Source organism: Pseudomonadota bacterium, from assembly GCA_026388315.1.
GTDB lineage: Bacteria > Desulfobacterota > Syntrophorhabdia > Syntrophorhabdales > Syntrophorhabdaceae > MWEV01.
In genome coordinates this window covers 26,511-47,041 of the sequence record JAPLKA010000072.1, presented here as the reverse complement: position 1 = coordinate 47,041, position 20,531 = coordinate 26,511, and the positions used below count along the sequence as shown (strand labels likewise).

Below are 20,531 nucleotides of genomic sequence, written 5' to 3'. Positions count from 1 at the left end.
ATTACTCAAGCGGTCGGGTAACGATATTCACCTTCTCAACGCCAGCCTCTCTGACAATCCCCATACAATTGACGACAAACCCGTACGGCACGTCCTTGTCTGCCCTCAGGAAGATTTCCTTGTCACCCCTATTTACAAAAAGGAGTTGTATGGCTGCCTTCAGGTCCTTTATGTTCAGCTTTTTCTCATTCAAAACAAGCTGCTGATCCTTTGTAATACTCAAAATCTGCGGTTCATCTTTAGCGGGAAGGGGCTTTGTTGTTACCTTGGGGATGTCGATACCCATGCCTTGCTGCATCATAGGGGCCGTTATCATAAATATGATAAGGAGAACGAGCATGACATCGACAAGGGGGATGATGTTTATTTCTGAAAGTGGGCCTTTTGAGTCCTTCGATAACTTCATTTTTCAAGAAGGTTAAGGATATACATGGATGCATTTTCCATTTTGGAAGAGATTCTTTTGAGTCTCCCGATAAAATAATTATAGGCGAGCACTGCAGGTATGGCGGTAGCGAGGCCAATGGCAGTAGCAATAAGCGCCTCGCTTATGCCAGGCGCTACAACTGAAAGGCTTGTCGTTCCTCTCAGGCCTATCTCACGGAAAGAGTCCATGATACCCCATACCGTACCGAACAATCCAATGAAAGGTGCAGCGTTTGCCGTTGTGGCAAGAAATGAAAGTCTTCTTTCAAGGCGCTCGGTTTCCTCCGACAGGGTAATTTTTAGTGCATTTTCAACATGTTGAACAACTTCTGGTCTTATTCCCGGGTTATCTTTCTGTATTGAAGTAAGCTCTTTATACGAAGCAAGCATCAACCGGTAAAATATATTATCAGGGTTCTCTCTGTATGTAGCTATAAGCTTTTTAAATGAATCGGCATTTTTTGCTGTCTTAATAAACTTCTCGCCCTCTTTCTCGGCTTTTCTGTATTGATTCCATTTATACAGGATAATTGTCCAGGAGACGATAGAAAATATAAAAAGGATAAATACAACTGCCTTCGCTACGGGTCCTGCAGAGTAAAGCATACTCAATACTCCGCCCGTGTAGTTGTTTATACTTGAAATGTCCATGAATATGAAAATATACACCACCACCACTTGTCTTGTAAAGAAAAAACCCCCTGGGTGGCCCCAGGGGGAAGGGGGGTTATTATGAGAAGCTTATGGAGGTGAATTTCAAAGTTAAGGGGTGGTACTTTGTGAAACATTGCTCAATTGGCAAAAATCAATACGTTTATTTATATAGCAGTTATCGAAAACCAATGTATTGCCCTGCCGATAGCAGGTTTTACACTTCTTATCTTGTGAATTATTTAACATATCTAGAATAAAAGTACTACATACGTTTATTCTTGTCAAGAAAAAAATATAATTTTAAATTAAAGGTTATTTATTTTGCCTGACGTTATTTCACTATCGGTTTTCACGAAATCCAGTATCTTTTCGGCACGTTCAGAGTAAAGCTGGATGCCTTCCCAGTTGGGCGTTCCCACAATCTTCTGCATGAGCAGGCCATCATCATCAAACCACCGGGGAAGTGCGCCTCCAAAGAAATATCCTTTCCTGCGCAAAAACTGCACGGCACTATCAATCCATGGACACGAGATCTTCAGCCAGACCTGAATAACCAGAAGGCCCTGATCGAGGAGTTCCTTCTCTTCATTATCAAAAATATCCTCGAAATCGAAACCGGCTTCGAAGACAGCCACACGGGCCACCTGTGCAAAATCAAAGACCTGCACGGTGTGGTTCGTTCGCACATTTGCCGGAGGGCGTCCGCTGGACACAGCAAATGCACGCGCATCATCATATGCAGAATAGATGTAGCGGATAATATCATTGTAGACAGGAGGAATGTATAGCGTATGCGGTCTTGATATATATGTCTTGAACATATCAAGGGTGGACACACGTCCGGATGCGCTCTTCTCCTTTGTATATGCCTCGGCAGGCATAAGATCTACCTCGATTGCCGTTTCGATGGGTTCGTACTCTGCCCAGGCCCGCTGCATATGGGTATGATTGCAAACCGCTTCACCGAAAATTGCATCAATGTGAAATTCTGCTGCTACAATATCACAGAGATATCGGTTCATCGCCGCAGCAATCCCCATATTTCTGTAGTCAGGCAGAACAAGTCCCTGGCCCGCCTCGTAAAGTTTCTGATGCGGCGCTGACCGGAACATGGCAACATATCCGATAATATCACCTTCCGGGGTACGGGCAACAACGGGTATATTATTCTTTGTCTCAAAAGCGCCGATGAGCTGTTCGGGGCTATACACAATTTTTACCGGATACCCCTTGCCGTATATCGCGGTAAATAGTTTTGCCACCCCTTCTGCGTCTCCGGGGTGAAAAATGTCTATCTCAAATCTTTTTTCATCCATCACTTCCTCCGTTTTATATAATAACCTTTTTTAATCAGTCAGTCCTGCCCTGCCCGCTCTTATCGCTCTCATTCACGTGATGCAAAAGCCTCCACGTAAACACCGCAGAGAGCAGGCTCAACGATGCGCAAAAATAAAAGAGCATGTTATAACCCCACCATCCATGTACCAGTCCCCCCAGAAACGGGCCCACAAAAAACCCTCCCTGCATCATGACAAGAGACAAGTTCAGATTAAGCCCCCGGAAGGGAGGGGCAGAGACCTCAAACATCAAGGCATTGAGGACAGGCATTACTATCCCCCAGCCAAGCCCGGTGAAAAAGGCCAGAATATAGAAAAAGCCGTAAAAGGACGTAAAGGGCAGGGCGGCATAACATACAACAAGTCCGGCCATACTCCAGAGCGTAAGGTATACCTTATTTATTTTATCAAATAAAGCGCTTCCAAAAACCCTTACCCCGATCATTGTCATTGTGGCAATGGTAAAGAATAGACCCGGGTTTTCTATACCCATCTTCCGGTCATATCCTTCGAGAAAGAAAAAGACCGTTGTATATCCGCTGTACAAGAGGAGGTTTATCACAAGGACAATGGATACCCCGCGGTCCTTTATGTCTTCGAGTAATTCCCTCTTTTTTATGGACTGCCGGAGACCCGGCCCCCCCGGTAAAATATCCGGTGATTTTAACAGCAGAACGGCCATCAAAGACAGCGCCATGGGCAGAACGCTGTATGTGAGCGCTTTTGAAAAGTCCTGAGGCGCCTTGAAGTAACCGCTCATAACGGGCGGGATAAGAGCATAGGGCAACAGCCGTACGGTAGAGACGATTCCAAAGGCCGTACCGCTTTTTTGTGAGGGGATGTAATTTACCATCAGCACCATCATTGCAGCAATGAGACAGGCAAAACCTGCGCCCTGGAATATGCGCACTGCAATGAGGGCCGTCACTGTGGTTGCAAAACCGTACGATAAAAGCGCTGCAATCATGCATGTAACGCCCCCGAACATCCATTTCCTGGCATTATTATTGTTCAAAAAAACGCCGAGAAGCGGTTGAAGGATCAAGGCGGGAATGGCATCGGCGGCAATAATAAATCCGGACCAGCCTTCGGGGATCCCGAGGAAGCTCAGGTACCGATGGAATTGAAAAAAGATCGCCGTTGCGGTAGATGCTATGAAGAATATCAGATTGAGAAGGATAAAATCCCTGGAAAAAAGCCTTTCAGGTGCTGCCATGGTTCCCATATTGCAGCAGGCGGAAAAGAAGATTTCCAGCCACCATTCTTCTATACTCTGCGCTTGCCCGGACATCGTCTATGGGAGATACGGCCTTCTCAACGAGTGGAACAACCGACTTGAGAGACTCCGCGGTGAGGGGCCTTCCAATGAGTGCCCCCTCTACTTCCCGAGAGGCTACAATCACAGGCGCCACGCTTCCCCAGGCAAACAGCGCCTTTTCAATGATGCCCGACTCTGATAGTTTCAGCAAAGCTGCGAAACTGGCAATGGCAATGGCAAGCGCCTTCCGTTGCCCTACCTTCTCGTAATAACAGACATTATAATCCTGGTCCGTGTTAATCCATACCCCATAGACGATCTCACTCCTCTGAAGGGCCGTTTTGCCGGGACCTTTGATAAAACCCTTGAGCGGCACAAGCCTGTTACTGTCAATGGATCGTATCTCCACAATAGCTCCAAGCGTGTACAGGGGAGGGAGTGTATCACCTGCAGGAGAGGCGGTGCAGATGTTCCCACCGATTGTACCCATGTTTCTGATTGGAGGTGAACCGAGAACCTTCACCGCCTGAATTAAAAAGGGAAAGTGCTTCTGGATGAGCAGGTTTTCCATGAGCTTTGTATGGCTTACACAACTGCCGATAAATATCTGACCATCTGCCTCATGGATGCTTTTGAGTTCGTCTATCCGTTCGAGGCAGATGAGCGAACCGGCGAACCGGCGAACCGGCGAACCGGCGAAGTCAAATCTGAGCCTGACCAGAAGGTCGGTGCCGCCGGCATAGAGCAATGCCTCCGGTTCTCTTTCGAGAATATCCCATACCTCATCAAGATGATCCGGTATAAATACCTCTCTCATCTATCCTTCCCCGCCATTCTTAACTCTTAACCCTTCATTCTTCATTGCTTTTGCAGCCACTTCCACTGCATCGACAATCTTCTGGTAACCAGTGCAACGGCATAGGTTGCCGCTTATAGCTTCTCTGATCTCGCTCCTGGTTGGTTCAGCATTCCTGCTGAGAAGGTCTACTGTTGCCATAACCATTCCCGGGGTACAGAATCCGCATTGAACTGCACCATGTTCAACAAACGCTTCCTGAACAGGGTGCATGTTTTTACCTGAAGCCAACCCTTCGACAGTGATAACCTTTTTTCCCTCAAGCTGCGCTGCAAGCATGAGGCAGGAAAGCCTGCTTTCGCCATCCACAAGAATGCTGCATGCCCCGCACTCGCCTGAACCACAACCTTCCTTTGTGCCTGTCAGTCGCAGGTCCTCCCGGAGGATATCCACCACCCTTCTGTCAGGGTCAACATCAATCACAGTCTGTAAACCGTTGAGAATGAAAAAAACCTTCACCGCAAAACCTCTCCCCTATTTTCATCTTGCATGGTCATGAGAATCTTCTCTGCCGTGAATGGTGAACGGGGAATTCTGATGCCGCATGCATCGTATATAGCGTTTGCAACGGCCGGCAAGGGGCCGCTCATGGCGATTTCTCCTGCGCCTTTCATACCAAACGGGCCTGATTCTTCAATGGTTTCCACCGGAATGGACGTCATTTCAGGTATATCCATAGACGTAGGGATGATGTAGGTTGCAAGATCACGGGTCAGGTGAACCCCCTCATCGACCCTGTAATCTTCGTACAGGGCATAGCCAAGACCCTGTGCGATTGCGCCCTGTATCTGCTGCTCAAAAACCTGAGGATTTATGACCCTGCCGGCATCGGTAACAGCAAGATAGTCTTTTACTTCTGCCTCACCTGTAAGCCTGTCAATCTCCACATAGACAAGATGGGCTCCATAAGAATAAATAAGATGGGGGCCCATATAGATAACATCGTTCATGCCCTTTACAACAGGCATTGTAAAAGTATCAATACAGACTCTTTCGGATTCACTAAAAAAACGGGAAGCTTCTTTAAGGGAAACCTCTTTCCCTGTGGGTGTATGGATAACCCTGTCAGGTGCAAGGATAAACTCATTGACATCTGATCTCTGAACCAGTGGCAATATTTTCTCAAAAATGCGCATTTTCAAGGTATTTGCTGCTTTTATTAAGGCATTGCCGTACGTGTAGGTCGTCCTGCTGGCAGATGATGAGCCTGAAGGTAACGTCCGTTCTGTATCAGGTAATACAAGTTCCATCCCGGTTATATCCTGACCCAGTATCTCACCTGCCATCTGGAGGTATGTGCTCGCATTGCCCTGTCCCATATCTACAACGCCCGCGTATACCCGTATTTTCCCTTCTTCTGTAAGCTCAATCTTTGCGTTTGCCACATCAGGAACAATGGGCGGGTATCCCATTGCATGGGCCATACATGCAATCCCGACCCCTCGCGTTTTGAATGGGGCTGCTGACTTTTTCCATGTATCTTTTTTCCTCCACAGAGGGTGTTCCGCCAACACCCTGAGACATTCTTCAGCCCCCGTGGACTGTGTGAGGGTTACACCCACACAGTTAGTATCTCCCTGCCTGACAATGTTTTTCCTGCGGATTTCGAGGGGGTCCATCCTGATTTTTAAGGCAAGCATGTCCACCATCTGTTCCATGGCAGCCGTCACCTGTGGGACACCGAATCCGCGGAATGGACCTCCAACGGGATTATTCGTGTAAACGCACCAGCCTTTTATGCTCACATGGGGAATCCGGTATGCAGAGCCTGCATGTTCCGCAGCGAGGGTCATGACCTCTCCGCCGAGAGAAGCATAGGCGCCGCCATCAAAGTAGAGCCTGCATTCCAGGGCATGGAGGATTCCATCGTTTTTTGCGCCGAGCCTGTAATACATACGCGCTGGCAACCTTTTCACACTGGCAAGAAAGCTCTCTTCCCTGTCCCACCACATTTTTACGGGCCTTCCTCCGGAATGGAGCGCCGCAAGACCCAGAAGACACTGGAGCGTTATACCGTCTTTCCCCCCGAATGCGCCGCCGAGATAGGGAACAATAAGGCGTATCTTCTCCATGTCCAATCCGAGGGCAGGGGCAATCTCAAAACGGTCGCGAAAGGGTGTCTGGGTAGCAACAACAATGACAAGCTGCCCGGTTTTGTCAAAATATGCCCAGCCAGCCTCTGTCTCGAGGTATGCGTGTTCCTGGCGGGGCACCTCAAATACCGCTTCAACAACTGTGTCACATTCATTGAAAGCGGATTCGGCGGTTCCGGTCTCTACCGGGACATGCCGTATAATGTTCCCTGCGGAGCCATCCTCGTGCACCTTTACAGCGGTTTTCTTCAGGGCTTCTTCCGGATCAAAAATATCGGGCAATAGCTCATAATCAAAGGCGATGCTTTCAATGGCGCGCCTGAGGGCTTCTCTGTCTTCAGCCAGGACGAGGGCAACGGCATCGCCGCAATGGTGGATTTTTGAATCTGCCAGTATTGATTCATCTTTCCGGATTATGCCGTACCTGTTCGTCCCTTTCACATCTTTATGGGTCAGAACGGCAACAACACCTGGAATGTTTTTAGCTGTCGCAATGTCAATACCCTTCAAGCGGGCATGAGGAACGCCGGCCCTTTTCGCCCCGGCCCAGAGAAAATCATCACTATAGTAATCGGCAGCATACCTTTCCCGGCCGGTCACCTTTGTAACGGCATCGAAACGAGGCATGGTTTTACCGAGCGAGTATTTTTCTGAGTGCATCTGCAAATGCCTCCATCGCCTCATGCTTCCCTATGCTGACCCGTATCCAGTTCGGAAATCTGAATCCCGTCATGCTCCGGATCATCACGCCTTCGCTCATAAGCTTCCTGTAAGCAAGGGTGTCGCTCATAGGCAATTTAATCATGATATAGCATCCTTCGCCGGATTGGGTTTCAAGCCCAAGCAGGTCCAGTTCCGCATTGAGATAGGCTTTCTCCGTCCTTACAAGGTCACGGGTACGCCTAACATGGTCGTCATCGTCAATAGCTGCAAGCGCTGTATCCTGTGCAACCGTGTTCACGGAATAGACCACACAGGTGCGCCGGATAATATCCACCACCTCCAGATTCCCTGCAAGGTAGCCTATACGCAAGCCTGCCAGACCATACATCTTTGAGAAGGTCCGAAAAACAACAAGATTCGGGTACTCTTCCACAAGCTTCATACCGTCCGGATAATCTTCTTTTTCAACAAATTCACAATACGCTTCATCTACGACAACGATCTGTCTGCCCCCGATAACATCCAGAAAATTGCGTAAAGTATCTTCATTCCAGTATGTACCGGTAGGGTTATTGGGGTTACAGACAAATAGTATCTTTGTTCGCTCATCAATCTGATCGAGCATGCCTGCATCATCAAAACCAAAATCCCTTAACGGAACAAGCCTTGCCTCAAAACCTGAAAATGTCGCCACCCATTCATAAACAGCAAAGGTTTTATCGGCAGTGATGATATTGTCGCCCTCCTGACAGAATGCTTTGATAACAAAGGCAATGACCTCATTCGCCCCGTTCCCGAAGAGAAACTGGTCGGGATGCATGTTGAATTTTTCCGCAAGCCTGTACCGCATATAGTAAATATCTCCGCTTGGGTAAATGCCTGCCTTGGGTGGCCAGAGCTGCCGGATAATTTCCTGCGATGCAGGGGGAGGTCCAAGAGGGTTTTCGTTATTATTGAGACGGTAAAGGCGTTCGCACCCGTACATTTTCATCAATTCCTGGTCCGGTTTGCTCGGGACATAGGGCTCGAATTTCTTTATGTATTCAGGTACAAGGCTGCCGAGGGGAATACTGAACATGGCCCTACATACCTTCCCTGTATTGAAAAACAACAATATCCGCCCTGCCGGCATACGGAAGTATAAGCCGTGGGGTAAAACCGTTTTCTCTAAGAGCCGGGACCAGGTTAGCTTGCCATGCATGGCCAAGATCGATTTCGAGGAATATGGTCTGTATGTCCTCGTTTTTTAGGATCTGTACGTGTCTTGACAGATTTACCGAAACATCAATACCGTCCCAGACAGGACGCAAAGTAACCACCCGCTGTGTACGCACGAATTGAGATGCAAATACCGAATGTGGTGGTCTTGCTTCCCCGCCATAGCTGGTCAATACGATCTTCCTCGCAAAGGATAAGGATTTGTACTGTATTTTAAGAAAATCTTCCAGTTCAGGATGTGCCCATACCTGGGAACCCACATCTTCCTTCAACAACCTGTAATAGAGGCACCATGGCACGAATGTTCCGTCAGGCCCATAGTAATCAACCAGGCCTAATGGCTCAAAATACTGCTTCGGCAACTCGGGCGAGGCATATTCATTTATCAGGCAAATGGCTTCGGTCTTTGCGATAGCACCAATGAGGGCATCCATGAGTTTTTCTGCTATACCGGATTCGGGGGGTTGTCCAAAAATGTAAGGACCTGCACATTCCACTATTTTCTTTCTCGCAATACGCCATCGCCATATTACACCTCCACCGATTGCTCCGTAATTATCAGTTGCAATAAGTGCTTTATATTCACCGCTTGCCACCATATCAACCAGCTTGCCGGGAAAACGAAAATCAGGGGGATAAGGATTGTCGGAATACGTCGAAACGGTTTGATGTGCAAAGAGTTTTAACGCCTCCGGATCGGGGGCTGTAATGGTAAAACCCTTTAAAGGTTTGACTGCTGTTGATTCGGCCCAGGTAATCTCGGGGTAGGTTCTTTCTTTGATAAGCACCACCCCTGTGCCTTCCCTCGCATCATGGTTAATGCTGAACCTGTCCACAGAACGTGATGCAATGAGAAGACCCATATCTTCAAGGCCGCTTTCGTCATCAAGAGACACCTTTGCCGTAAGATTAAACGCCCTTGGGTCAAAATGGGCCACATCGAAGAGAATTTTAACCTGAACAAAATAAAGACCATTCTTCGCTTCTATGGTTACCGGTTTATCCCCTTTGTCTATTCCGCACAGATAGGTAAAAATTTCTTCACATGCGAGGGTCAGTTTCAGGGCGCCGGCGTGATCAAGCCCGAAGGCCTTTGCAGATTGCTCAGCAAATGAAGTAACGAGGGCTGTGAATATGGGGTTAATGCGTGCATCAAGGGAGGTGCGTTCCATATAGTTTTTCATACAAAACCTCCAGGTTAAAAGAAGGTGGATAGGATTTCACTCATTCTGACGAGACTTCAATACTATATACCATAAGGGTGTACAGGGGAAATACTTTTATGTTGTGGAAGAATCCTAAGCACGAAGCACGCATGGAAAGCAATGAATAATTAAGAATGAAGAATGAAGAATGATAATGACACGGCGAAAACGTAAATCGTGCGAAGCATCGTCCGTATTGATTTTCCGGAGATTTCAAGAGTTGCTGACACAGTGTCAGCAATTTCCTTGGATAGGCCTTCGAGCCTCCGTTCATAAGCCACCAATTCACTCATAGGGCTGCCCACATTGTACCCCTTTGCTACAAATTGCCCCTTTTCTTATTAAGTATGCTTGACTTTTGTCTTGAACGGGGTAGGTTCATTCCAAAATTGCACCAGAGGAGATCGCGTGATGAAGTTAAGGACCTATGGAGTTGTCTGTGTTATGTGTATAGCATTGTTTGGAGCAGTTCCGACATTTGCCGATTCTATTGACTTCGAACCTGGCACATCAATCAGACTAACTAAGTCAGCAGACGGCAGTTCCTATGAGTGCAAAACCGGAAAGATCATAACCGACGAATTCAATCTGTTAGAGCCTAACGGCAAGAGCTTTAAGGTGAGTGTGAAAAATTCGAGAAGGATAACGGCCACCAACGAGAAACGGAAGATAACCCCGAGCTTCAGTTATACCGAATCCTTATACAACCTGCACGATTTTGAAAGAACAGACGGCTCAATCTTTCGGGCTGCCATATATGCCTGGGCGGGCTTTGCCCTCGATTGTGCTGACGGGAAAATGCAGAACTGGGCCTTGTCCAATTTCAAGAATATAGAAGTTAGTCGTACGCCTGTATCCTCTGGCGGAAAAAATATTAGAATTCAACTGAAAAATGGGCAAACCCTCAACGTACCCGTGAATAAGGATGATATAGTGAGCATCATTTTTGAATAATACCGGAAACCTGGAATTATCGCTTCCGATAGACCAGGAAGAGGAAAGTGTAATGAGTATTACAAAATTTCATTTATCGGTAAAAAGGCCGGTAAATTGAAACTGCTCGCCATCAAACAATCCCCTATCGCTCAGCTTTAGTTTCGGTATAACAAGGAGGGCCACGAAAGACAGCGTCATAAAAGGTGCACTTAAAAACGATCCCAGTTGTTTGGCAAGGTGGTCAAGCTTTGCATAATGCTGAGCAATGCTATATCCGTCCTCATTGCTCATAAGACCGGCAACGGGAAGGGGAAGGATTTCCCGAACATCATCATATACCACGGAAAGCCCCCCTTTGTGCTGAATAATCAGATTCACCGCATTGCAAATATCTTCGTCTGTTACCCCGACAGCCACAATATTATGGGAATCATGGGCAACCGATGACGCAATTGCGCCCCTTTTAAGACCGAAATTTTTAACGAAGCCTATTGCAGGCGGGCGGTTTTCATACCTGTTTACCACGGCAAGTTTCAAAAGGTCCCTCTCGGTGTCAGAAATTACATTGTTTTCGGAAGGCCTGCAGGTCATAGCTACCCTGCCTGTAATGACCTGGTTGTTAACGACCTCAATCGCATTGATTGTATCGCCTTTTCTGGAAACAAAAAAGTCGGACACCTTTTTTTCGGTCGCTGAAAAGTTGTTAAGAAGGGGCGCCGGTAAGTGGGGCAACAAGGTTTTGCCATGTTCTGCAACGACCTCGCCATTAATATACGTTCGCAGAATATCAAAACGTTCAAGGTTATCCACTTCAATGAAATCAGCATAATCACCTGAACGGAGCAAGCCTGTATCAAGCCCATAATGGATAACAGGGTTCACACAGGCACATTTAAGCACAGTCATTACATCAATCTCCATGCGTAATGCCCTTTTTACCAGCTCGTTAATGTGTCCCGTAATAAGGTCGTCCGGGTGTTTGTCGTCACTGCACAGCATGCACTGATCCGAATATTTCAAAATGAGCGGGCTTAAGACATCAAAGTTTTTTGCAGCCGAGCCTTCCCTGACGATGAGCTTCATGCCCAGGGAAAGCTTCTCAAGACCCTCCTCATATTGAAACGTTTCATGATCCGTTGATATGCCGGCGCGGACATATTTTTCAAGGGTCTCTCCCCTCAAGCCGGGCGCATGACCGTCAATCGGCTTTCCGTATCTTTTTGCGATGGCAACTTTTTCCATCACATCCGAATCCTCATTGATAACGCCCGGGAAATTCATCATTTCACTTAAATATTTAATATCTTCTCTCCTGAGAAGTGCATCAATTTCAGGCACATCGAGGGAGGCGCCGGATGTCTCGAAAGAAGTGGCAGGCACACAGGGGGAGGCGCCGAAGAAGAAATTGAAAGGTACGGTCTTCCCATTCTCTACCATAAATCTGACACCCTCTATGCCGAGAACATTTGCAATCTCGTGCGGATCGGAGACAGTAGCTATTGTACCGTGAACTACCGCCAGCCGGGCAAATTCAGAGGGCACCAGCATAGAACTCTCAATGTGGACATGGGCATCGATGAACCCGGGGACAATGAAGGTATTGTACCGTCTGCTGTCTCTGACGATATCAACAATCCTGCCGTCGTTAATCAGTATTGTTCCGGGATAGATGGTGGAATTTAGTACATCGACGATATTACCGGAAACTTTCATAATTCAGAAGTTAGGAAGTTAAGAACTTCTAATACCCATTTATTGTGAATCACGCATCGTGAACCTTGATTATTCGGCTTTAATTATAACCGTTTCTTTGAAAGCCCTTGTATATGCGTTAATGTTTTTCTGGGCAACAACCCCGAAACGCTTTTTTACCGGCTCTTCTAAAGATTCAAGATCAACGATGCCCGATGCCTTTATGAGGGCGCCTATCATGGTAGTGTTCGTTATAGGCACACCGAGTTCTTCTTTTGCAATTTTCGAGGCATCTACAACAGCAATATTGTAACCGGGGAAAAGTTTTTTCAATTCTTCTACCGACTTGTGAGAGTTTATGACAACAAAACCATCCTTTTTCAGGCCTTCACTTGGGTTTACAACTCCTAATAATGTGGGGTCCAGTATCACCACGTTATCCGGTTGATACACCTTTGACCTCAGCTTAATAGGGGTTTCCGAAACCCTTAAAAACGCCTGTACAGGTGCACCCCTTCTTTCAGGACCAAAACTGGGGAAGGCCTGTGCGAAATGATCCGTCGTTATTGCAGCCTGCGCAACAAGTTCCGCAGACGTTACTGCACCCTGGCCGCCTCTTCCGTGAAACCTGACCTCTACCATTTTATCCCTCTCCTTTTAATGTAAATATATGTTTTATTCTCCACTCAGTGCCTTTCGGGGTATCCAATAAGAGTATCCCCTTCTTTAAAAGTGTATCACGAAACTCATCCGCCTTTTTGAAATCTTTGTTTTTCCTTGCCGCAACCCTTTCCTGTATCATATTTTCAATTTCGTGTGCTGTCAGCCCCATACGTTCAAGGTGACGGGCCTTCTCTTTTGCTTCAAAACTTTTAAAGTCATCGCTCAGCATGCCAAGAATATTGGCAAGGTGAAGCATCGCGTTCTTTGTGTATACGATGAATGGTGCACTCCTTTTGTCTTTCCTGTCAAGGAGTTTGTTAATGAGCTTCGACAATTCAAAGACATGGGACAAGGCAAGTGCAGTATTAAAGTCATCGTCCATGGCCTCGAAGAACAATTTCTCGTGTTCGTCCGCTTCTTTGTATTGCCGTGGTTCCACGCCCTGATTCGCCGTTTCCAGTTCCAGAACCCTTTCAAGGGTATAATAGAGGCGATACAGTGCGGTGTTGCTGTCTTCAATGGATTGGTCGCTATAATCTACGGGGCTCCTGTAGTGGTTCGAAAGAAAGAAAAGTCTCAAAACCTCGGGGTGATAATCCTTAATAAAATCCTTGATTAAGAGAAAATTTCCAAGGGACTTCGACATTTTTTCTTTGTCAATATTCACAAAACCATTGTGAATCCAGTAGTTAACAAATTTAACCCCTGTCGCCGCCTCTGATTGTGCCCGCTCGTTCTCGTGATGCGGGAATATAAGGTCTTTCCCTCCTCCATGTATATCAAAGGGGCTCCCGAGATATTTCGTGCTCATGGCAGAACATTCTATGTGCCAGCCAGGCCTCCCTTCCCCGAATGGGGTTACCCAGCAGGGCTCGCCCTCTTTTGACGACTTCCAGAGGGCAAAATCGAGGGGGTTTCTCTTCCGCTCATCAATGCTTATCCTGGCGCCTGCCTCCATTTCCTCCAGTGTTCTCTTCGACAGGTTGCCGTAACTCCTGAAGCTTTCCACGGAAAAATAAACATCGCCATCAACCGCATAGGCGTGGCCATTTTTGACAAGGGCTTCCACAAGGGAAATCATTTCTTCAATGTGTTCCGTTGCCCTTGGCTCATGGGTTGGTCTCAGTATGTTCATGGCGTCCATATCTTCATAAAAAGACTTAATATATTTCTTTCCTACCTCCTCCCATGCAATACCTTCAATGCGTGATTTATTAATAATTTTATCGTCAATGTCTGTAAAATTTCTCACGTAGGTAACGTCATATCCCCTGGCCATGAAATACCTGTATATAACATCAAAAACGATGGCGCTTCTCGCATGGCCGATGTGACAATGGTCGTATACGGTTACACCGCAGGCGTACATCTTGACGAACCCTTCATTAATGGGCTTGAATTCCTCTTTTTTCCCTGAAAACGAGTTGAATACCCTTATAGCCATAGCGGTATTATTATCATAATGGCTTGCATGTTGTCAAAATGAATATATTTTCTCTTTCATTTTTTTAAGAATAAGGTTACCATTTTGTGCATAATTGACAACAATACTGCCAATGGATAAGAAAGGGGAACAGGATGAATAAACAGGGCTGGTTATTCTCAACGGGCATTCTTCTCGTGTTGCTCCTCATGCCGGGTATGCTCATTGCCGGTACTGTTTACGACAGGGTAAAAGAGACGGGGACAGTTCGTATTGGCCTTTTACAGGATAATGCCCCATTGGCATTCATCAATGAGAAAAATAAGTGGGTTGGTTTTGAGGTGGATTTTGCAGATGAGGTTGCAAAACGTATCGCGCAGTTCATGGGAAAAACCTTAAAAGTTGAGCGTGTAAGGGTTGAAACCATTACACGGATAGAATATGTGAAAAACAAACAGATTGATATGAGCATTGCAAGCATAACCCACACAAAAGAAAGAGAAAAATTTGTCGACTTTTCCAATACCTATTTTTTTGACGGCCAGTCTGTCCTTGCAAAAAAAGGGAGATACAATACAGTAAAAGGCATTATCAGCAAGAGGATGGCAGTGGTACAGGGAACAACGAACGAACAGAACTTGATAAACCTCATGACTGGTTTCGGCATCAAAAACCCCCGAAAACAAATTGTGAGTTTTCAGGATGAATCCTTCTGTTTCCTGGCTTTATATCAGGACAAGGTTGCAGGCTGGACAGCGGACAGCACACTGCTCATCGGGTTTGCCGCAAAAGAACCGGGAAAATATGAGCTTGTAGGAGAATCTTTCAGTGTCGAGCCATACGGGATTGGATTGCCCCAAAATGACATTGAATGGAAGACCGCCGTCAACCTGGCTATCCAGGATGTATGGAAAGACGGCACCTACAAAAAAATATATGACAAGTGGTTTGGGGCTAATACGAAATATTGTCTGCCCATGAAGGGCAAGATTGAGCCCTGGCCATAAAAAGTCTTCTGCATTAAATATAGCAAAGAAGGGGTGAACAGTTGTTCTGGTTATCTGAGCGAGACAAATACGAAATAACAAGCTGGGCATTCAGCTACTTCATGACGAGCAATCTCAGCGTAGAATATTCGGTTCTCAAGGCAATCAAAAAGGTAAGGCCTGACAAGATCAAAAAGGACGGTCTGACAAGGCTGTCAAATTCCACCCTCATCGAATTACAGATGCGGGTAAAAAATATGCTTTAATCTTACCGCTTCCAGGCGAGACGCTTTTCAAGCCAGCGCGAAAGGCTTGTAAAGGCAAAACAGATAATAAAATAAATAACAGCAATAAAGAAGAAAATTTCCGTCGGATAGATAATTGTCCGGTTGTTGATTTGAATTGCCACCTGGGTCAATTCAGACACCCCGACAATGAAAGCAAGGGATGTGTCCTTAATCATTGAGACAAACTGATTTACGAAAGAAGGGATCATGTTGCGCAATCCCTGAGGCATTACAATATATATCATTACCTGCCATAAAGGGAGACCCGTTGAGAGCCCTGCTTCTGTCTGCCCTCTGGGGATACCTTCAACGCCTGCCCTTACAATCTGAGCCATGTAGGCAGAGGTAAAGAGTGTCAATGCCATAATGACCGTCCAATTCTCCGAAACCGTCCTTCCCAGAAAGGCCGGCAGGAGGAAATACATCCAGAATATAACCATCAGGAGCGGCATCCCCCTGATTATATTCAATATTACCATTGAACCATACTTGATAATCCTGTTGTGTGATATGCTCATGAGCCCCAGCATGAGGCCTCCGAAAAAAGAAAGTATGCAGGAGACTATGGCGAGATAAAGGGTAAGGGAAATGCCGCCCAATGCCCCGTGAGGAAACCGGCCTATGAAAAAATAGGTTATATTGGTCCAGATAACGGTAAAATCGAACCATGTATTCATGCTAATGCGCCTTCATGGGACTTAACACCTTTTTGCTGTAGAGCGTTACCATGCCGGTAATTATCAGGGAAATAACAACATATACAAGTGTGGCTGCAGTAAAGGCCTCAAAACCTTTAAAGGTATAGCTTTCTACCTGACGTGCCTGGTAGGTTAATTCCATGACCCCGATTGTCATAGCCAGCGAAGAGTTTTTTGTGAGATTAAGGAACTGGTTTATGAGAGGTGGAATCGTAAGACGAACCGCCTGCGGCAGAATGATATATTGCATGGAACGTAAATAGGAAAAACCGGAGCTTCTGGCTGCCTCCATCTGCTCCTTTGGTATGGAGCGAACACCGGAGCGTATATCTTCAGCGATAAAGGCGGATGTATATATGGTAAGCGCTATTACTGCAGCAGCAAACTCGAAATTCGTAGTATTCAACCAATCGTTAAATGCCTTTGGAAGGATCTTATACGACCCGAAATACCAGAAGAAAATCTGCACAAGGAGGGGTGTATTTCTGAAAAACTCTAAATACGCGTGGGCGAACCAGCGAACAGGGCCAACACGGCTCATGCGCATGACAGCAATGAGCAGGCCGAGAATAAACGATAAAACAATCGACACGAGAGAGAGCTCGAACGTTACCTTAATGCCCGAAAGAAGCCACTCAGCATACTGCCCTGATGTAACCACCGCCCAATCGAATTGATACTTAAACACTGAAAGCTAACCCCTTGCATGAGCGCTTAGCGGATAGCGTTTAGCGTTCAGTCTCTGATTCATGAGAATTTCTATACGCTCCACGCTAACCGCTCTGCGCCATATGAATACGGCTTTACTTGTCCGCCGTAATCTTGAATGTTCCTCTCTTGAGTGGAGTTGTCGAATTCGGACCGAACCACTTGTCAAAAATCATCTTCGCTTCGCCGCTCTTTTCCATTTCAACAAGGGTTTTATTCACAGCGTCGACGAAGTTCTTCTCGCCCTTGCGGATACCCAGCCCATACGGCTCATCGGAAATCTGGATATCGGGAATTTCGTACTGATCCTTGTTCGGGGCCTTGCTAAGGATGTTTGCAAGGATTGACTCATCCGTTGTCACAGCAAAAACCTTGCCCTGCTGAAGTGCAAGAAATGCCTGAGGGTAATCGTCAAAAGAAAGTATTGTTGCCTTTGGCAATGCCTTCTTTGCATTCTGCTCTGAAGTGGAGCCCTTTGCCGTCCCCATCCTCTTTCCATCAAGATCAGCAAGGCTCTTTGCCGTCCCCTTCTTTACAATAAATTTCTGGCCGGTAAAAAAGTATGTATTGCTGAAGTCAATCTGCTTTGCCCTCTCGGGGTTCTTCGTCATTGTGGCAGCGATGATATCAATATTTCCCTCCACAAGCTGGGGCATACGGCTTGCCGAGGTAACGGGCTTAAGTTCAATCTTCACGCCAAGCTTTTTTGCAATTGCCTTGACAAAATCAACATCATAACCGACAATCTCGCGTGTTTTCTCATCCACATAGCCAAAGCCCGGGGTGGAGTCTTTGACGCCCGCTACCATTACACCTTTCTTCTTGATCGTCTCCAGCGTATCTGCTGCGAACAATGCTCCGCAAATACCTGCGACAAATACCAATGCCAGCACTAACACTCCAAATCTCTTCATTGTATATCCTCCTTATGGTACTTAGTGCATGGGGGACAGTATTTCCTTAAGGAACTGCTGTGCCCTCTCATGTTTCGGGTTTTTAAAAAATTCATCAGGTTTTGCCTCTTCAAGTATGACACCATAGTCCATGAAGGCAACCCTGTGAGAAACCTCGCTTGCAAATCCCATCTCGTGGGTTACCACTATCATGGTCATACCGGAACGTGCAAGGTCCTGCATGACAAGCAACACTTCGCCGATCATTTCGGGATCCAGTGCAGACGTAGGCTCATCGAAAAGCATGATCTTCGGTTTCATTGCAAGGGCCCTGGCAATGGCCACCCTCTGCTGCTGTCCACCTGAAAGTTGTGTGGGGTAAGCATGTACCTTGTCGGACAGCCCTACACGCTCAAGAAGGGCCATTGCGCTTCCTTCAGCCTCTTTTTTAGAGAGTCCGCGTATTTTGATGGGTGCGAGCGTAATATTCTTCAGGACGGAAAGGTGCGGATATAAATTAAACTGCTGAAACACAAAGCCGATCTCTGCACGCAGTTTGTTGATGTCTGTTTTCGGATCAGAGAGATCCATGCCATCTACAACAAGGGTTCCCTTGTCAGCGGGTTCCAGCTTATTGATGGTGCGTATGAGCGTTGATTTGCCGGAGCCTGAGGGACCGCATACCACCAGTACTTCTCCAGGCGTCACGTGAAGGTTGATATCGTTTAAAACGTGGAGTTTCTTGAACCACTTGTGCACCCCTTGAAATTTGATCATGGGTTACTCCCGGATTATCCTTTGAAATACATTTTTGTATCTCTGGCAACAGTTACAACGATTATGTTTATATACCAACTCGGCATAAATAATCAATAATTTAAAATAATCGGCCAGTTTTAGGAAAAATACTTTTTTGCCGCCCGCTGTCGCTCGCAATACGGATAAATGGAAACAAAAGATTAGTTTTTTTCTTTCTTTATTACGAAACATATCCGGAAATCTATCCCATGACTGACCGGATACAATTTATTCCAATATGCTATCAAATTGATATTAATGGAAAACCATTTCTTCGGCTTCCACTCCGGACAGATTACCCATGCAGCGATTGCGGACAATGTGTCCGCAAATTCCCTCTGATGCACACCCCGGTCCATTAATGCAAAAAGCAAGACCCCATTCATAAGAGGCGGTCCTTTTTCGGCTATTTCCAAATTCTCCGCCACTGTGCGGAGAATCCGTAAAACGAAGACTGGCTTAAATTTACAAGGATTAAAAAGCTTTCTACAACTGTTGTAGAAACTTGCCTCATTACGCCCATCACCCGGCACAGACTTTCTGGTCCGGCCCCTGCATTTTCCTGTCTTTGTTGACTTTGGGTAGGTTTCAGCATTTTCAGCAACAGTTTCTGAAAATGTTTCAGAACATCTTCTCACAATTTGCAGTTCCGTAAATCGTTGTCGTCATGCAACGTACCCAGTCAAATGAGAATGATGGGTTTGAATTGGATAAAAGACGGATAAGGGAAAACAGGGTGTAAGTAACTAATATTAAGAGAGAAAGCAAGATATGTTACGTATAGCACCTGCTTATCAATAGATTTGTATCAAGGAAAATTCTACCAACTTATTTATAGAAAGTCTCTATTAACAACAATCCACAAGGGGGTATCAATGACAAAAGCAGAGCTTATCGGGAAAATTGCAGCAGATCCTTCAGGTCAGCAGTGGGAATGTAGCTCCGGTATATTTTTTCGAAGGCACCATCCGCTTTCATGCCATCCAGGACCGACTGCCATTTTTTAACCATCTCAACCGGAGTTCCAAGTGACATCGCAATGTAAAAATAGGTATTGCTCACAGGAAAGACCGGTTCCAGATCATCCATGCTGTATCCCGCATTTTTCACAATCTCCGGGATTGTAATATCGGTAAAGACCGAAATCTGAACGCTTCCATCCATGAGCTGCTTAACGTTGGTGGTGGGAAGAGGAGAACTGACCAAATTCGTAAACCCTTTGCTTTTAAGGTACTGTTCGGTAAACCAGTTGGTAGTTGTAGCAATGGCGGCAAGCCTTCCGGCTTCTTCCAGGCTGTTAATTTTTATGCCGGAGCCTTTCTTTGCGTAAAATATCGCGCTGTTTTTACCGACCGGCCCCACCCATTGAAACAGCTTCTCCCTTTTTTCCGTTCTCTCGGCGCTGAAGAGCACCACATTCGGGGTGTTCAACGCCATATTGTAGGCCTCATCCCAGGAGGTTAACCGGATTTTATCCGGAGTGCCCTGACGGGTAATAATCTCGCGTACTATGTCCGTGACAAAACCGGTGACCTTCCCGTCTTTTATAAACGTGACAGGCGGGTATTCCTCCGTCAACATTGTCAGCTCAAAAGTTCCTTTTATATTTTTCTGAGTCGCATGTACACTTCCGGCAAGAAGGACTAAACACAATATTAGACAGAAACAACCGATTTTTTTCATAAATTTTACCTTCTCCTTATTGAATTTGTTTACAGTAACAAAGAACATGTTTGG

Annotated in this window: 21 protein-coding genes; 3 read left to right on the top strand and 18 right to left on the bottom strand. The window is 46.2% G+C overall.

The features are described 5' to 3' along the window. Window position 1: 1 nt before the first annotated feature. The 9 genes from NTX75_10675 to NTX75_10635 form a co-directional block, all read right to left on the bottom strand. Window positions 2-406: a biopolymer transporter ExbD gene (locus NTX75_10675; protein MCX5816684.1), complete on the bottom strand. Its 405-nt coding sequence runs from the start codon at window positions 404-406 to the stop codon at window positions 2-4. Beyond that, window positions 403-1,032 carry a MotA/TolQ/ExbB proton channel family protein gene (locus NTX75_10670; protein ID MCX5816683.1) on the bottom strand — a complete coding sequence of 210 codons (630 nt, stop codon included), beginning with the start codon at window positions 1,030-1,032 and terminating at the stop codon, window positions 403-405. Before NTX75_10670 ends, NTX75_10675 begins: the two co-directional genes overlap by 4 nt. Before the next feature lie 353 nt (window positions 1,033-1,385). Next, window positions 1,386-2,396, bottom strand: coding sequence for a GNAT family N-acetyltransferase (locus tag NTX75_10665; GenBank protein ID MCX5816682.1), 1,011 nt, complete (start codon window positions 2,394-2,396; stop codon window positions 1,386-1,388). A 34-nt stretch (window positions 2,397-2,430) separates the two neighbouring features. Next, entirely contained in the window at window positions 2,431-3,633 is a 1,203-nt protein-coding gene (locus tag NTX75_10660; protein ID MCX5816681.1) for an MFS transporter, read from the bottom strand. After that, entirely contained in the window at window positions 3,620-4,492 is an 873-nt protein-coding gene (locus tag NTX75_10655; GenBank protein MCX5816680.1) for a xanthine dehydrogenase family protein subunit M, read from the bottom strand. The genes NTX75_10660 and NTX75_10655 overlap by 14 nt, the downstream gene beginning before the upstream one ends. Continuing rightward, window positions 4,493-4,990, bottom strand: a complete 498-nt coding sequence (locus tag NTX75_10650) for a (2Fe-2S)-binding protein (protein MCX5816679.1) — start codon at window positions 4,988-4,990, stop codon at window positions 4,493-4,495. Next, entirely contained in the window at window positions 4,987-7,284 is a 2,298-nt protein-coding gene (locus NTX75_10645) for a xanthine dehydrogenase family protein molybdopterin-binding subunit (protein ID MCX5816678.1), read from the bottom strand. Before NTX75_10645 ends, NTX75_10650 begins: the two co-directional genes overlap by 4 nt. Further along, window positions 7,256-8,365 (bottom strand): histidinol-phosphate transaminase, encoded by a 1,110-nt coding sequence (hisC, locus tag NTX75_10640; GenBank protein ID MCX5816677.1) that lies wholly within the window; start codon window positions 8,363-8,365, stop codon window positions 7,256-7,258. Before hisC ends, NTX75_10645 begins: the two co-directional genes overlap by 29 nt. 4 nt (window positions 8,366-8,369) lie before the next feature. Beyond that, the gene (locus NTX75_10635) at window positions 8,370-9,689 is read right to left on the bottom strand and encodes a hypothetical protein (GenBank protein MCX5816676.1); all 1,320 of its coding nucleotides are present in this window, start codon (window positions 9,687-9,689) and stop codon (window positions 8,370-8,372) included. 429 nt (window positions 9,690-10,118) lie between these two features. Between NTX75_10635 and NTX75_10630 the strand changes: the two genes are divergently transcribed. After that, window positions 10,119-10,664, top strand: a complete 546-nt coding sequence (locus tag NTX75_10630; GenBank protein MCX5816675.1) for a hypothetical protein — start codon at window positions 10,119-10,121, stop codon at window positions 10,662-10,664. A 69-nt stretch (window positions 10,665-10,733) separates the two neighbouring features. On the opposite strand, the gene ade is transcribed toward NTX75_10630, so the two are convergent. From ade to cysS, 3 genes are all read right to left on the bottom strand, one after another. After that, entirely contained in the window at window positions 10,734-12,359 is a 1,626-nt protein-coding gene (gene ade / locus NTX75_10625; GenBank protein MCX5816674.1) for an adenine deaminase, read from the bottom strand. 69 nt (window positions 12,360-12,428) lie between these two features. Further along, window positions 12,429-12,980, bottom strand: a complete 552-nt coding sequence (locus NTX75_10620; GenBank protein MCX5816673.1) for a 2-oxoacid:acceptor oxidoreductase family protein — start codon at window positions 12,978-12,980, stop codon at window positions 12,429-12,431. A 1-nt stretch (window position 12,981) separates the two neighbouring features. Beyond that, a complete protein-coding gene (gene cysS, locus NTX75_10615) occupies window positions 12,982-14,445 on the bottom strand; it encodes a cysteine--tRNA ligase (GenBank protein MCX5816672.1) in 1,464 nt (487 codons plus the stop codon). Window positions 14,446-14,579: 134 nt separating this feature from the next. On the opposite strand from cysS, the gene NTX75_10610 reads away from it, so the two are divergent. Both NTX75_10610 and NTX75_10605 read left to right on the top strand, forming a co-directional pair. Next, window positions 14,580-15,431 carry a transporter substrate-binding domain-containing protein gene (locus NTX75_10610; protein ID MCX5816671.1) on the top strand — a complete coding sequence of 284 codons (852 nt, stop codon included), beginning with the start codon at window positions 14,580-14,582 and terminating at the stop codon, window positions 15,429-15,431. A 41-nt stretch (window positions 15,432-15,472) separates the two neighbouring features. Then, entirely contained in the window at window positions 15,473-15,676 is a 204-nt protein-coding gene (locus NTX75_10605; protein MCX5816670.1) for a hypothetical protein, read from the top strand. Window positions 15,677-15,678: 2 nt separating this feature from the next. Here the strand turns inward: NTX75_10605 and NTX75_10600 are convergent, their stop codons facing one another. The 6 genes from NTX75_10600 to NTX75_10575 all read right to left on the bottom strand — a co-directional run bounded on the left by NTX75_10600 (window position 15,679) and on the right by NTX75_10575 (window position 20,477). Further along, a complete protein-coding gene (locus NTX75_10600) occupies window positions 15,679-16,374 on the bottom strand; it encodes an amino acid ABC transporter permease (protein MCX5816669.1) in 696 nt (231 codons plus the stop codon). Window position 16,375: 1 nt separating this feature from the next. Then, window positions 16,376-17,083, bottom strand: a complete 708-nt coding sequence (locus NTX75_10595; protein ID MCX5816668.1) for an amino acid ABC transporter permease — start codon at window positions 17,081-17,083, stop codon at window positions 16,376-16,378. Window positions 17,084-17,198: 115 nt separating this feature from the next. Next, a complete protein-coding gene (locus tag NTX75_10590; protein ID MCX5816667.1) occupies window positions 17,199-18,017 on the bottom strand; it encodes an ABC transporter substrate-binding protein in 819 nt (272 codons plus the stop codon). A 21-nt stretch (window positions 18,018-18,038) separates the two neighbouring features. Then, window positions 18,039-18,773, bottom strand: coding sequence for an amino acid ABC transporter ATP-binding protein (locus NTX75_10585; GenBank protein ID MCX5816666.1), 735 nt, complete (start codon window positions 18,771-18,773; stop codon window positions 18,039-18,041). A gap of 182 nt (window positions 18,774-18,955) precedes the next feature. Then, entirely contained in the window at window positions 18,956-19,210 is a 255-nt protein-coding gene (locus tag NTX75_10580; protein MCX5816665.1) for a hypothetical protein, read from the bottom strand. Window positions 19,211-19,685: 475 nt separating this feature from the next. After that, window positions 19,686-20,477, bottom strand: a complete 792-nt coding sequence (locus tag NTX75_10575; protein ID MCX5816664.1) for a transporter substrate-binding domain-containing protein — start codon at window positions 20,475-20,477, stop codon at window positions 19,686-19,688. Between the last annotated feature and the right edge of the window lie 54 nt (window positions 20,478-20,531).